This is a genomic window from Klebsiella sp. MBT K-1 (genome assembly GCF_002556465.1).
Taxonomy (GTDB): domain Bacteria; phylum Pseudomonadota; class Gammaproteobacteria; order Enterobacterales; family Enterobacteriaceae; genus Klebsiella; species Klebsiella grimontii.
Window position 1 is genome coordinate 1 of sequence record NZ_PDEL01000018.1, and the last position, 13,858, is coordinate 13,858.

Sequence of the window (13,858 nt, forward strand, 5' to 3'; positions counted from 1 at the left end):
CTTTGAGTGCCCACACAGATTGTCTGATAAATTGTTAAAGAGCAGTGCAACGCGGCTTTCGCTCACCGTTGCGAGGTGGCGTATATTACGCTTTCCTCTTTCAGAGTCAACCCGTTATTTCAGGATTTTTTCTCTTCAACTGACCGGGTTGTTTGTGAAGTGATTCACATCTGCCGTGTCAGTGGGAGCGCATTATAGGGAGCTCCCGGGATATAGCAACCCTTAAAATACAAAAAACTTATCAAACGCTCATAATTTAAACTTTTCGCACCCCGCGCCCGTTACTCAAAATCGAGAAAACCCAGACGCCATGCTGCCTGTAGGGCATTTCAGCCAAAAACGAACTTTTGCGAAAAACAACGATATCCGCCAGTCGATCGCCCCTCTATCGCATGCCGTTACGTCAAATGATGAATTAAGCACCAGCCTTGACCCATGACAAAGCGGCATAAGGGTGCCTATTTCTATAATCAGGCCCGTTTCTTCTTATTGGTATGAACCTATGGCTTATCAACTCAACATTAACTGGCCGGAGTTTTTAGAAAAGTACTGGCAAAAGCAGCCGGTGGTATTAAAGAAGGCTTTCGCGAATTTCGTCGATCCGATTACCCCGGATGAACTGGCCGGGCTGGCCATGGAACCGGAGGTCGATAGTCGACTGGTGAGCCTCAAGAACGGTCAATGGCAGGCCAGCAACGGCCCGTTTGAACATTTTGATGGTCTGGGCGAAACCGGCTGGTCGCTATTGGCTCAGGCGGTAAACCACTGGCATATGCCCGCCGCTGAGCTGGTGCGCCCTTTCCGCGTACTGCCGGACTGGCGTTTAGATGACCTGATGATCTCCTTTTCCGTACCGGGCGGCGGCGTGGGCCCGCACATCGACCAGTATGATGTCTTTATTATTCAGGGCATGGGTAGCCGCCGCTGGCGCGTGGGCGATAAGCTGCCGATGCGTCAGTTCTGCCCGCATCCGGCGCTGCTGCACGTCGACCCGTTCCCGCCGATTATTGATGAGGATCTGGAGCCTGGCGATATTCTGTACATTCCGCCGGGATTCCCGCACGACGGAATCACTCACGAAACGGCGCTGAACTACTCCGTCGGCTTCCGCGGGCCAAACGGCCGCGATTTGATCAGCAGCTTTGCCGATTACGCGCTGGAAAACGATCTCGGCGGCGAGCACTACAGCGATCCAGATTTAACCTGCCGCGAACATCCGGGCCGGGTTGAAGAGTATGAACTGGAACGACTGCGCGGCATGATGATCGAGATGATTAGCCAGCCGGAAGATTTCCGTCAGTGGTTTGGACGATTTGCTACCACGCCGCGCCACGAGCTGGATATTGCGCCAGCTGAACCGCCTTATGCAGAAGAAGAGATTGTCGACGCGCTGGAGGGAGGCGAAATGCTGACTCGCCTGAGCGGCCTGCGGGTACTGCACATCGGCGATGACTTTTTTGTCAATAGTGAACAGTTGGAGCCAACCGAACCTGCGGCTCTGGATGCGCTGTGCCGCTATACCCTGCTGGGTAAGGATGAGCTAGGCGAGCGCGCGCTGCGCAATCCGGCCTTTATCGCCGAGCTGACCCGTTTGATTAACCAGGGCTATTGGTTCTTCGACGAATAGCGCTTCATCATCGGTTCATATAAAGAAGGCGCGAATAGCGCCTTCTTCTTTTATATCACTACGGCATTATTTTCCGAGCAGCGTCTCATACTGCGCCTGGAACTGCGGCGCGTTCCATGAGCCATCAAACAGGGTGTAAGTAATATACCCCTTGTTCAGCCAGCCCGAGTCATTATCCCCTTCCGCCGGTTTTATCGCTTCCGGATTCATCGTCTGTTTTGCGGTGCCGTCCGCCAGCAGTTCATAACCAATCTGTGGCGCGGGGAACTGTTCATTCTCAATATAATGAACGCCCTTAATTTCAGCCGACGGCAGCGGCGGATAGTTAATGCTCAAACCGGACCCTTGCGGCAAAATCGGGCTTCCCGGTTTATGCGCGGCGTTAAGTTTATCGACCAGCGAAACGACGTAATCCACCGAGTCAGGCCAGTACTTATGCGTGCTCGGCCATTTGTTCTTCATCTCTTCTTCCGTGAATCGGTAGCCAATACTGGCGGCAATCGCCGGGAAGCCATAGCGAATGGCGCGAGCCGCGGCGCTCACGGTACCGGAGTTAACCTGCGCCATACCGGTATTGGGACCATCGTTGACGCCCGAAATCACCAGATCCGGCGGCGCGTCTTTCAGGACGCCCCACAGGCCAAAATCCAGCGCATCGGCAGGGGTTCCGGGGAAGCAGTAGCGTTTATCAGCGGCTTTTTTGACATCAAAAACTTTACCCGTCTTAAAGGTAATTGCCGACCCGATCCCGCTCTGATTCGTTGCCGGCGCCACCATCCAGACGTCATATCCTTTGGCCGCCAGTTTTTCCTGCAGCGATGTGGTTCCCACAGACTGGCAGCCATCGTCGTTAACCAGCAGTATTTTCAACGGTTTTTCAGCAGCCTGTACGCCAGCGGCAGATAACGCCAGAATGGCGGCAGTCAGGATTTTCGTTCTCATCATCACTCCTTGTTGGGTAGCAGAGGTATTTCTTCGGCGCAAAAAAAAACCTAAGACTCCTGCCGCACGCCTCATTGGCGGACAGGGGTCTTAGGTTTTGCCTGTGGTCAGTAACAATCCCAGAGTGCAGCGAAAATAACGCCAGTGCGCGGCAGAGTCCAGAGCAGACATCATTATTTTGTGACGGAGATCAATCCTCAATAATTATTTAAGCCAAAAATTACCAATTAATCTGAAAATTAAACTTAAGATACAACTCAATCAGCAAAATTACCTGCATGAAGACGATCACATTTATTGACATTAATAATAAATAGAGGATGTCTTTTTGCATAATTAGTGCTAACGTCGCCCTTGTTGGATTGTTACTGTTTAGAACAGGCGAAACCTACGTCATCGAGTTCGAGCGAACATAACCTTATTTATGCTTCGCGTCGAATATCTGACGTAGGTTTTTTTTTGCTTATAAAAAGACCATTCAGGTGGAGCGTTATATGAAGAAGTGGCTAATAGCATTAATGATGGCGGCAGGCGCGGCAACCTGCTGTGCGGCGGAAGTTAAAAACGATGATGGCGTGAATATCTATTTCGCTCGTCATGGCAAAACGCTGCTGAATACGTTTGACCGCGTGCAGGGTTGGGTGGACTCCCCGCTTACCGAAGACGGCATTCGCGTCGCTCGTTATCTCGGCGAGGGGCTTAAAGGTATTCCGTTTGATAGCTTCTATTCCAGCGATGCCGGACGTCAGCGTGAAACCATGCAGGTGATCCTTAAGCAAGCCGGAGTAAGTGATTACAAACTTACCGAGCTAAGCGGCCTGCGAGAAGCCTTCTTCGGCGGTTTTGAAGGCGGCTATAACAAAGATATGGCCGATGCCGGCGCTAAACAGCTGGGGCTTAAAGATGGCGCAGCGCTGTTCAGCCAGATGAAAGCGGGCACCCTGGCCGTCGATACCAACCAGAATGCGCTGGCAGCAGCCGATCCCAAAGGCATGGCGGAAAACTATCAGCAGATAAAAACCCGTACCCAGGCAGCGCTGCACACTATCGTTGAAAACGCGCAGGCCCGGGGCGATAAAAACGTGCTGGCGATTTCATCCGGTACCGCAATGCAGATTATGATTTCCGATTTAACCGACGATAACGCGAAAAACAAACCGCTTGCCAATGCCGCGGTGGTGAAAATTGTTTATAAAGACGGCAAATATACCGTTCCAGAAATTGGCACCATGAAATATGTTGAAGCCGGAAAACAGGCTCTCGATAAAAAATAATACCCACGCTTAATTATTTATTACGGCAGACTTCAGGCGAAAACACCTCGCCTGGATCGCTGCGTCCCTACTCTGGGGTTTATTATGAAAATCAATACTACAACAGTCGCCATTATGCTGCTGGCTATTCCCGCCAGCGCCTGGTCAGCTTCGGCCACTAACAGTCTGAAGGAGCGCGATAATATCGATACCGTGCTCGACGATCCGTTATTCAGCCAGTCCCATATGAATTTGTCGTTTAAAAACTACTGGAAATATCTTAAGGAAGAAGAGACCGAGCCAAAGAAAGTCCATAATGCCTGGGGTCAGGGCGTCGCCGTCGATTATCAGTCCGGCTATTTTGCCGATATTATTGGCTTTGATGCCACTTACTACGGCGCGGTAAAGCTCGGCGCCAGCGATTACTTTAACTCCCGCGGCGTGCTGTATAACAACGGCAGCGGGAATAAAAAGAGCAACGCTGAGGGCTTTTCCAAATTCGGTCAACGCAACATCAAGCTGCAGTATCGCCTGGCGGACACTCAACTGAACGCCCGCTGGGGCTGGCAGACGATGAAAAACTTTGGCGTCATCTCCAACTCGACCCGCCTCTCCCCGACCACCTATTTGGGCTGGACTGGCGCGGTGAACTACGGCCCCTTCACGCTGCGCGGCGCGTACATCGAAAGCGCGATGGATCGTAACTCGCCGGATAAGAAACGCTTCCAGACCAACAGCGGGCAGTATATTAACCATATCGCCAGCGGCGATATTCTGTGGCAAAGCGAGCACCTGAACATGCAGTACGGCTATGGTGAAAGCGACAACTATCTGCGCCGCCATATTCTGTTCACCAATATTAAGCCGATAAAAGCGCTGAACATCGGAACTCAGGTCTACGCCACTCACGCGCTGGACGAGTATAAAGCGATGCCGGCGAATAAGCGTGACTTTGACGACGACGCCTGGCACATCGCCATGGATGTGAAGTGGCAGGCGGACAACTGGAGCACCAAGTGGGGTCTGGGCTATACCGATGCGAACAAGGCCAATGAAGTAGGCTTCTACCCGCGCCATATGAGTAAAAACTCGCGCGGAACCTTTATCTCAATGGCCTATGCCGGCAACGACTATATGCGCGACGGTGAACTGGTTCTCTCTAATATGTCGGACTATAACCTGACGCCGGAGCTGGCGATCGGTCTCGCCGGCAACATCGCCCAGTTTAACTACCGCGGCAACCACGTCCGTACCGGGGAAATTAACGCCTTCAGCCGCTGGGTACCGACGCACCCAAGACTGAAAAATCTCACCGTCTGGGCGATGTTCGGACCGGGCTGGTCCTATAAGATGAATGGCAAAACGCCGGTGCTCACCGACGGCCATTACAGCCGGGCCAATTCGCTCTCTTCGGAAGTGATTATCGAATATAAATTTAATCTGTTCTGATACGCCCGCCCCGCCGCTCATGGCGGGGCAACCCTCCCCGGCTACTTCTTCACCTCATTAAGCTCATCGTTATAGCTTTCCCGCGTCACGCAGACGCACAGGATGGTAATCAGCGCCATGCAGGCGAGAAACAGCGAGATGGGCCACGATGCGCCGCCGGACCACACCAGCAGCAAGGTACCGATCATCGGCGTTAAGCCGCCGACGATATTCGCCAGCTGGAAGCCGAGCGACACGCCGGTATAGCGCACGCTGGTGTCAAAAAGCTCCGAAAAGAAGGCCGGCTGGACGCTGAACATCATGCCCAGCCCCACGGAATAGCAGAAGGTGGTGGCGAACATAAACATCTTCACCGAGCCGGAGTCGATCATCCAGAACAGCGGGAAGGCAAAGATCAGCGTGATAGCGGCGCCGGCCAGATAGACCGGTCGGCGGCCAATTTTATCGGAAAGCCAGCCGAAGAACGGAAAGGTAAAAATGCCGACAAAACTGGCCAGCAGCAGCCCGTTCAGCGCCGTTTCGCGAGTAAAGTTGAGTTCCCGGGTCACGTAGGACATAAAGAATGCCACCGTCAGCCAGCCCAGAACAATCTCCCCCATGCGCATACCCATCGCCAGGAATACCGCTTTACGGTGATGTTTGAGCACGGTGAGAATAGGAAACTTCTGCTCCGCCGCTTTCGGCGCGTTCTGCTGCTGTTTCTGATTCTCCTGAAACACCGGCGTCTCTTCGATCCTTGAGCGGATAAACATCCCGACGAACAGCAGCGCGATGCTTAACAGGAAAGGCACGCGCCAGCCCCATGACATCAGGTCCTCCTCCGGCAGCATCACCACCAGCGCAAAAACGCCGGTGGCGATAAACAGGCCAAGCACGTTGCCCAACTGAACAAAGGTGCCGAAAAAGCCCCGGCGATGGCGCGGCGCATACTCGGTGATCAGCGTCGTCGCCCCGCCCCATTCGCCGCCGATGGCAAAGCCCTGGCAGAGGCGCAAAAAGATAAGTATCAACGGCGCGGCGTTACCTATGGTGTCGTAGCTGGGGATTAATCCTATGAAAAACGTCGAAATCCCCATAATCATCAGCGACAGAACCAGCGATTTTTTGCGGCCGATCTTATCGCCATAGTGGCCAAATACGATGGCCCCGATGGGCCGGCTGACGAAGGTAATCGACAGCGTCAGGAAAGATACCAGCAGCGCCATCAGCGGCGAGAGGTTAGGAAAAAACAGCGACGGAAACACCAGCGCGGCGGCGGTGCCGTAGATAAAAAAGTCATAGAACTCAATCGTTGTGCCGGAGAGACCGGAGCCCAGCACGGTGAGCAGCTTTCTTCTTTCATGGGTTTGTTGCGATGTTTGTTCATTTTTTGCAGGGGTCATGGCGGGCGAGGTAAGCATAGTCATCATTAAATCCTCTGTCCTGAATCATTATTGTTAAGTCGGGCAGCGCCTGGCTAACACATCGTTGGCGTGGGAAAATCGCCGGCAAGCTAACTCGAATTAGCTAATTATAACAAGAGACAGAGATTCACAACGTAAATGCTAAAAGAGTGTGACCAGGATCGGTTAAATTTTAACACCCGCGCCAGCGCCGCGAGACAAATCGCTCAAGATACAACGCAGACAATCTATTAAATTCAATTAATTAAATATTAAACGCTGATTTACCATCCCCGCTGTGCTTCCCGCCCGCTTTTCTGCCCGCCTAGATGCCGCCTCAGCAAGCGTTCCCGGTCACCTGACCTCCCGTTTAAAATAAAGAGTTAAATATTAATAAGTTAATAATTTCACATTGATAGCCATCACAAATCCCCGGTAAAGAGTTTGTTCCTGTCTTTTTTTTGACCTAACTTGCTAATTCGAGTTAGCCAAAGAAATTAGCCAGCAATAAAGCGATTGATGCCGCGCTTACCCCGGCGCAGCACGCTCAACGATAACTAAGCGACCTATCCCCTACAGGAGAAATTCACATGCTGAATTTAACGTTACCCGCGGAAGCCGAACTTATTACCCCGCAGCCAGGCGAAGTGTTGATGGTGACCAATGCGGATCTCCGCGAACCGGCTAACGTCACCTGCTGGCCCACGCAGAAGCAGTTTGAACAGCGCCTGGAAACGGCGCTGGAAACATTAGGCTATCGCCTGCGCCGCGCCCATCCGGTCAACGAGCGGCGCGGTCACGGGTTTATCAGCAGCCAGAAAGAGGGCAGCGAGCTGTTCGCCGGGATCGATCCGGATGCGCCGATTATTGTCCTGCTTACCGCCTGGCAATACTCCCATCATCTTGCTCCTTCGCTGGTACATCATCGCGGCCCTATTTTGCTGCTCGCCAATTTTGACGGCACCTGGCCGGGCCTCGTCGGCATGCTCTGTATGGCAGGCTGCCTCACCAGCCTGGAGCGCAACTACTCGCGGCTGTGGTCGGAAACCTTCGCCGACGAGGCGTTTATTCGCGGCCTGGACACCTGGCTGCGCGACGGCCATCTCAGCCATAAGCTCGGCTATCTGCATCCGGTCGCGCCCAGCGCGCCGCTGCTGGCCAGCGAAGCCGGACAGATTGGCGTGAAGGTTGGACAGTCGATCCTCAAACACAAGGCCATTGTCGGGCTGTTCGATACCTTCTGTATGGGGATGATCAACGGCGTGTTCCCGCAAAAAGCGATGATCGACGTAGGGATGCCGGTGGAGTCGCTGTCGCAATCGGCGCTGCTGGTTGAAATGAACAAGGTGCCGACCGACCTGCGCGAAGCCTGTCTCGACTGGTATGAGACCCGCGGCATGCGCTTCCGGTTCGGCGCCGACGGGGCGAAGGATCTGACCCAGGAGCAGGTACTGGAACAGTGCGCAATGATGATCGCCATGGCGCGCTTCGTGAAGCGCTTCGGCCTGACGGCGGTGGGCGTGCAGTATCAGCAGGGGCTCAAAGACAGCTGCGCCGCCTCGGATTTTGCCGAAGGCGCCATCGGCAACGCGGAACGTTTCCCGATCCCGGATGAGAACGGCGAGATCGTCTGTCCGGACGCGCCGATCCCCTGCATCAACGAGGTGGATATGGGCAGCGCCATCCCGCAGGTGATGCTGGCGAAGCTGCTCGGCGCGCTGGGCATGGCGAGTGAAACCACCCTTCACGATATCCGCTGGGGTAGCGAATACAACGGCACGTTCTACTGGGATCTGGAGATCTCCGGCGCGGTGCCGTTCGCCCATCTGAAGGGCGGGATCGCCGGGGCCACCGGCTATCGCCAGCCGGCGATGTTCTTCCCCTACGGCGGCTCGACCATTGCCGGGCAGGGCAAAGCCGGACGCTTTATCTGGGCGCGCGCGCACTACGAAGGCACTCAGGTGATCCTGCATATCGGCACCGGCACCGCCGTCGAACTGCCGCATGACGAATTCGAACGCCGCCGCCGGGCAACCAACTACGAGTGGCCATTACTCAACGCCGTTCTCGACGGGGTTTCGCGCGACGATTTAATGGCGGGCCACCAGAGCAACCATCTCAGTCTGGCTTATGTAGAAGAGGAGGTGTTATCCGAAGTGCTGAACGCCTTTATTGCCCAGGCGCTGACGCAAAATATGAAAGTCTTTATCGCAGGCGATGCGCATTTATTAATGAAATAACAACTGATTCGCTTATGTAATTTTTACGTTGTTAGCGATCCTGACAAACATCCGCTGCATTCGTCTCTTTATCGTCCATAAAGAGCGGATCAACGCGCATCTGTCCGGGCGGGCCCTCCGCCTGCCCGGATAAGAGAGGATTATATGTATCAGCAGCAACATATTGAATTTATTATCCAGAAGGCAAAGAAACGGCTCGATCAGCAGGAGGCCCCCGGCTGCACCAAAGCGGGATGGCTAATGATCACCGCATTATTAATTGAGTCATGGGATATTTATTCCATGGCGTTTATTTTATTCGCCCTGAAAGATATTTATGAGCCCAGCAGCTGGCTGCTTGGTTTTACCGCCGCCGGCACCCAGCTTGGCGCGGTGGTCGGCGCGCTGCTCGGCGGCTGGCTGACCGATAAGCTCGGACGGCGTAAAATTTTCCTCTGGTCGATGATCCTGTTCGCGATCTTCGCCGTTCTCCAGGGCCTGGCGCCCAATATGTACTGGCTGGCGATTATTCGCTGCCTCGCCGGGATCCCGGTGGGCGCGGACGTGGCTAACGGCTTTACCTACATTATGGAGGTGATGCCGAAGGGCAAGCGCGAAGTGATGGCTAACCGCTGGCAGTTTATGTTCGCGCTGGGGATTATCGCCGCCATTCTGCTGGTCACCACGCTGGTGGCGCTTGATGTTCACCCGGATATGATCTGGCGCATCGTGCTGGCGGTCCCGGCGATCCCGGCCTGCCTGCTGCTGTTTATGCGTCGGGAGCTGCCGGAGACGCCGGCGTGGTTCGTCGAACGCGGCCGCTTTATCGAAGCGAAACAAGCCTCCCGTGACTATTACGGCGAACAGGATGGCCGTCTGCTGGACGACATTCTGCCCAATGAAAACGTCACCATCGCCGACCCGACGCTCAAAGAGACGCTGCACGATCTGTTCCGTCGTCCCTTTACCCGCCGCACCACCCTGTTCGGCTGGTTCTCCTGCGCCGTGCAGTCGTTTGAAAACTACGCCTTCTCCTTCTTCCTGCCGCTGATCCTCGTCACCATCGGGATTTCCGGGCAGATCCAGAATAACCTCGCCCTGCTGGCGGTGAACTGTATCGCCGCGCTCTCGGCGTTTGTCGGCCCGCTGCTGTTGCCGAAGCTCGGGCATAAGGGACTGAGCAAATACGGCTTCCTGCTGGTCACCATCGGTATTTCGATATCGGCGTGGGGCGTCTACAGCAGCAGCTTCGCATTTATCATCTTCGGCGCGGCGCTAATGCTGTGGGGCCACTACTGGGATTCCGAAAGCGGCATGACGGTGATCTCGCTGGTGGCAAAACCGCGCTATCGCGGCGTGGCCTCCGGCATCGGCTACACCATCGTCAAGGTCACCGCCTTCGTTACCACCCTGGTCTTCCCGGCCCTGTTTGAAGCGGTCGGCGTACCCGTCGCCTCGATGATTATCGCTATCGCGCCGTTCTGCGCCTTCCTCGCCTCCATCTTCCTGCTACCGGAAGTCTTCGGCCATGCGGTGGGCGACGAGAACGATCGAGAGCATGACGCCAGCCCGGCAATCGCCCTGGAGGGTCATGAATCCCCGGCCTCCAAACATTAACCGCCCGGGCCGCAGGGGCGGCCCCCGCTGAACCCATAAAGGAAGGAATCAGATGAACAGCACAAAAATGCCCGTGATTGAAAATATCGAACTGATGACCGCCCGCGTTCCGCTTCCGGAAGGCCCGTGGGGAGATCAAATTCACCACGTCACCGATATCGAAGTGGCGATAGTTGACGTCTACGGTTCTAACGGCCACGTCGGCACCGGCTTTAGCCACACTTCCGGCTGGTGCGGGAAAACCATCTCTGCGTTGATTGCCGAGATTATCCCTGACGTTATTGGCCAGCCGCTCTCCCCGCGCGGCCTGTGGCATCGCTCGTATAAACACGTACACGACGTCGGCGGCGCGGGCGTCACTACCCATGCCCTGGCGGCACTGGATATCGCCTACTGGGATCTGTTAGGCAAAACCCTCAACGCGCCGATCATCGACATTCTTGGCCGCGTACGCGATCGCGTTCCGCTGTACGGCAGCGGCATCAACCTGCATCTGTCCATTGAGGAAGTGATCGACCAGGTCAAGCGCTGGAAAAGCACCGGCTATCTGGCGGCGAAAGTAAAAGTGGGCAAACCGACGCTGGAAGAGGACGTGGAGCGGCTGCGTAAGATTCAGGAGGCGGTGCCGGGCTTCCCGCTGGCGGTGGACGCCAACCAGGGCTGGAACTTCCCGCAGGCGCTGCGCGCATTCAAGCTGTTCGAGCCGCTTAACCTGCTGTGGATTGAGGAGCCGCTGCCCTCCGACGATATCGCCGGCCACCTGCGGCTGCGCGAACGCAGCGCCACGCCTATCGCGCTGGGAGAAAACGTCTATAACTTAAACCAGTTTACGCAGTACATCGAGAGCGGCAGCGCGGATTATATCCAGGCGGATCTCGGCCGCGTCGGCGGGATCACCGGCTATCTGGATATCGCCGCCGTCGCCCGCGCGCACAACCTGCCGATGACGCCGCATTTTGTCATGGAACTCAGCGCCAGCCTGCTGGCGACGGTGCCGAATATCTCATACGCCGAGATGACCGACGGCGGGCGCTGGAAAGATCTGCGCATCATCGCCGAAGCGGGCGAAGAGGTGGACGGCTACTACGTGCCGAGCGAACGGCCGGGCCACGGCATTATTCTCGATCGTGATTACCTCGCAACCCACAAAATCTAACCACGCAGTGAGGGGAAAGGACAATGGAAGACACGTTATTCTCGGTTAAAGACAAGGTCATCATTGTGACCGGCGGCCTTGGACAGCTGGGGGCGCAGTACGTGAAGACGTTACACGAACGCGGCGCGAAAGTGGCGGCGCTGGCCACCCGCGTCGATGCCGCGCGCGTCGACCGCGTGCTGGGGGCGATTAAGGACTCCGACCGCCTGCTGTGCGCGGAAGTGAATATTACCGATAAAGCCAGCATTAACCGGGTGCTGGACAGCATTGAAGCGAAGTGGGGCGTGCCGGATGGCCTGGTCAACAACGCGGGCGTCGATACCCAGCCCAGCGCGCCGCCGGAAGTCTCCGGGCCGTTTGAGGAGTTCCCGGAAGAGGTGTTCCGCGAGGTGGTGGAAGTGAACCTGGTCGGCACCTTCCTGATGACCCAGCAGGTCGGCAAACGCATGAAGCAGGCAGGCAAAGGCGGCTCGATCATCAACGTCGGTTCGATCTACGGCGTGGTCTCTCCGGTGCAGGATATCTACAGCTACAAAAAAGAGGACACCGGCATTCCGTTCGTCAAACCGGTGGCCTATTCGGCGGCAAAGTCCGGGCTGTATAACTTTACCCGCTACTGCGCCACCTACTGGGGGCGCGACGGCATTCGCGTCAATACTCTGACCCTCTCCGGCGTCGAGCGCAGCGATCAGGACCCGCGCTTCCAGAAAAACTACACCAATCGTATCCCCATCGGGCGGATGGCGAAAGCCCACGAGTACAACGGCGCGGTGGTGTTTTTGCTCTCCGACGCCTCGGTCTATATGACCGGTTCCAACGTGGTGGTGGATGGAGGCTGGACCGCATGGTAAGCGATAAATGGCAGGTTTTTCGCGGCATTATCTCCGCCGTGGTGACGCCGATGCACGCCGATGAGTCGGTGAACTACGCGGCGCTGGACGCGCTCGCCCGCGCCCAGCTGACGCGCGGGGTTGAGGGCTTTTACTGCTGCGGCTCCTCCGGGGAGGGGCCGTTGCTGCGTTTCGATGAGCGCCGGCAGGTGCTGGCGACGCTGGTGCAGTCGGCGGGCGGTCGCGTGCCGGTGATCGCCCACGTCGGGACGCCGCGCACCCGGGATGCCGTCGAGCTGGCGAAGCACGCCGAGCAGGACGGCGCCAGCGCGGTGTCGCTGGTGCCGCCCTACTACTACAAATATAGCCGCGAGGAGATTATCGCCTACTACCGTCGAGTGCTGGACGCCATTTCGATTCCGGTGATTTTGTATAACATTCCGCAGTTTACCGGCGTCGAGCTGGACGCCCAGAGCGCCGACGCGCTGCTCGGCGATGAGCAGGTTCTGGGGGTGAAGCATACTTCGCATAACCTCTATTCGCTGGAACGCATGATCGCCCGCTACCCGGAGAAAGTCTTTTTTAACGGTTTCGATGAGATCTTCCTTTCCAGCCTGGCGGCGGGCGCGACGGCCACGGTTGGCACCACGGTTAACCTGCAGCCGGAGCTGTTTCTCGCCCTGCGCAGCGCTTTTCAGCAGGGCGACATCGCCCGGGCGCAGCGCCTGCAGCAGCAGATCAACGAGGTGGTGGAGCAGCTGGTCGCGCGCGGCGTGTTCCAGTCGGCGAAGTATCTTACCGCGAAAGAGACCGTCGATACCGGCCCCACCCGCGAGCCGTTTGTGGCGCTGACGACAGCGCAGAAAGGCGAGCTGGATGACCTCTATCTGCGCTTACGGAGGTATATCGCCGATGCCGGACAATGACGCGTTCTGTCCCCAGGTCCGTCTGAACGATAGCGTTGTATGCCAGCAGGTCGCGCAGTTTTTACAGGAGACGGAAAGCGATGCGCGAACCCGGGGGCTGGCGGTGGCGGTTGTCGGGCCGGAGGGCGAGCTCATCGCCTTTGGCGCGCACGCTCGCTGCCCGCCGCTACCGCGCCAGCTGGCGCAGCGCAAGGCCTGGAGTGCCCTGCGCTTTCGCCGTCCGACGGCAACGCTGGCGCAAGAGGTCAGCGCCGGCGCCCTGCGGCTGGCGGTATTTAACGACCCGCAGCTGCTGGCGATGCCGGGCGGCGAGCCGGTGATCGTCGACGGGCTGGCCATTGGCGGCGTCGGTATCAGCGGCCTGCCGCCGGAGCTGGACGCCGGGCTGGCGGCGCGGTTTGTTCAGCGATTGGCTTGATGAGGGATCGTTAAGGGTTCCCGGATTGCGGCGCCCGCG

General features: G+C 56.6%; 11 protein-coding genes. 9 read left to right on the forward strand and 2 right to left on the reverse strand.

Annotated elements, in window-relative coordinates; translation table 11 throughout:
- Positions 1-502 precede the first annotated feature (502 nt).
- Positions 503-1,627: a cupin domain-containing protein gene (locus CMQ96_RS23360; RefSeq protein WP_004133465.1), complete on the forward strand. Its 1,125-nt coding sequence runs from the start codon at positions 503-505 to the stop codon at positions 1,625-1,627.
- Between the two features lie 66 nt (positions 1,628-1,693).
- On the opposite strand, the gene surE is transcribed toward CMQ96_RS23360, so the two are convergent.
- Positions 1,694-2,569: a 5'/3'-nucleotidase SurE gene (gene surE / locus CMQ96_RS23365; RefSeq protein WP_004108710.1), complete on the reverse strand. Its 876-nt coding sequence runs from the start codon at positions 2,567-2,569 to the stop codon at positions 1,694-1,696.
- A gap of 494 nt (positions 2,570-3,063) precedes the next feature.
- Between surE and CMQ96_RS23370 the strand changes: the two genes are divergently transcribed.
- Together CMQ96_RS23370 and CMQ96_RS23375 are read left to right on the forward strand one after the other, a co-directional pair.
- Entirely contained in the window at positions 3,064-3,843 is a 780-nt protein-coding gene (locus tag CMQ96_RS23370) for a histidine phosphatase family protein (protein WP_098067392.1), read from the forward strand.
- An 84-nt stretch (positions 3,844-3,927) separates the two neighbouring features.
- Positions 3,928-5,271 (forward strand): OprD family outer membrane porin, encoded by a 1,344-nt coding sequence (locus CMQ96_RS23375; protein WP_024360459.1) that lies wholly within the window; start codon positions 3,928-3,930, stop codon positions 5,269-5,271.
- 41 nt (positions 5,272-5,312) lie between these two features.
- Here the strand turns inward: CMQ96_RS23375 and CMQ96_RS23380 are convergent, their stop codons facing one another.
- Positions 5,313-6,677, reverse strand: coding sequence for an MFS transporter (locus CMQ96_RS23380; protein WP_024360460.1), 1,365 nt, complete (start codon positions 6,675-6,677; stop codon positions 5,313-5,315).
- 566 nt (positions 6,678-7,243) lie between these two features.
- Between CMQ96_RS23380 and CMQ96_RS23385 the strand changes: the two genes are divergently transcribed.
- From CMQ96_RS23385 to CMQ96_RS23410, 6 genes are all read left to right on the forward strand, one after another.
- On the forward strand, positions 7,244-8,893 hold the full coding sequence (locus CMQ96_RS23385; RefSeq protein ID WP_049085959.1) for a signal transduction protein: 1,650 nt from the start codon (positions 7,244-7,246) through the stop codon (positions 8,891-8,893).
- A 144-nt stretch (positions 8,894-9,037) separates the two neighbouring features.
- Positions 9,038-10,489 carry an MFS transporter gene (locus tag CMQ96_RS23390; RefSeq protein ID WP_064406608.1) on the forward strand — a complete coding sequence of 484 codons (1,452 nt, stop codon included), beginning with the start codon at positions 9,038-9,040 and terminating at the stop codon, positions 10,487-10,489.
- A 52-nt stretch (positions 10,490-10,541) separates the two neighbouring features.
- A complete protein-coding gene (locus CMQ96_RS23395) occupies positions 10,542-11,645 on the forward strand; it encodes a mandelate racemase/muconate lactonizing enzyme family protein (RefSeq protein WP_004108723.1) in 1,104 nt (367 codons plus the stop codon).
- Between the two features lie 23 nt (positions 11,646-11,668).
- Positions 11,669-12,496 carry an SDR family oxidoreductase gene (locus CMQ96_RS23400; RefSeq protein WP_098067393.1) on the forward strand — a complete coding sequence of 276 codons (828 nt, stop codon included), beginning with the start codon at positions 11,669-11,671 and terminating at the stop codon, positions 12,494-12,496.
- On the forward strand, positions 12,490-13,401 hold the full coding sequence (locus CMQ96_RS23405) for a dihydrodipicolinate synthase family protein (RefSeq protein WP_098067394.1): 912 nt from the start codon (positions 12,490-12,492) through the stop codon (positions 13,399-13,401). Before CMQ96_RS23400 ends, CMQ96_RS23405 begins: the two co-directional genes overlap by 7 nt.
- Entirely contained in the window at positions 13,388-13,819 is a 432-nt protein-coding gene (locus CMQ96_RS23410; protein WP_098067395.1) for a heme-binding protein, read from the forward strand. The genes CMQ96_RS23405 and CMQ96_RS23410 overlap by 14 nt, the downstream gene beginning before the upstream one ends.
- Positions 13,820-13,858: the final 39 nt, after the last annotated feature.

Bases quoted from the DNA above. Each gene is read 5' to 3' on its own strand.
- CMQ96_RS23360 (WP_004133465.1), top strand. From the start codon at position 503: ATGGCTTATCAACTCAACATTAACTGGCCGGAGTTTTTAGAAAAGTAC.
- surE (WP_004108710.1), bottom strand. From the start codon at position 2,569: ATGAGAACGAAAATCCTGACTGCCGCCATTCTGGCGTTATCTGCCGCT.
- CMQ96_RS23370 (WP_098067392.1), top strand. From the start codon at position 3,064: ATGAAGAAGTGGCTAATAGCATTAATGATGGCGGCAGGCGCGGCAACC.
- CMQ96_RS23375 (WP_024360459.1), top strand. From the start codon at position 3,928: ATGAAAATCAATACTACAACAGTCGCCATTATGCTGCTGGCTATTCCC.
- CMQ96_RS23380 (WP_024360460.1), bottom strand. From the start codon at position 6,677: ATGACTATGCTTACCTCGCCCGCCATGACCCCTGCAAAAAATGAACAA.
- CMQ96_RS23385 (WP_049085959.1), top strand. From the start codon at position 7,244: ATGCTGAATTTAACGTTACCCGCGGAAGCCGAACTTATTACCCCGCAG.
- CMQ96_RS23390 (WP_064406608.1), top strand. From the start codon at position 9,038: ATGTATCAGCAGCAACATATTGAATTTATTATCCAGAAGGCAAAGAAA.
- CMQ96_RS23395 (WP_004108723.1), top strand. From the start codon at position 10,542: ATGAACAGCACAAAAATGCCCGTGATTGAAAATATCGAACTGATGACC.
- CMQ96_RS23400 (WP_098067393.1), top strand. From the start codon at position 11,669: ATGGAAGACACGTTATTCTCGGTTAAAGACAAGGTCATCATTGTGACC.
- CMQ96_RS23405 (WP_098067394.1), top strand. From the start codon at position 12,490: ATGGTAAGCGATAAATGGCAGGTTTTTCGCGGCATTATCTCCGCCGTG.
- CMQ96_RS23410 (WP_098067395.1), top strand. From the start codon at position 13,388: ATGCCGGACAATGACGCGTTCTGTCCCCAGGTCCGTCTGAACGATAGC.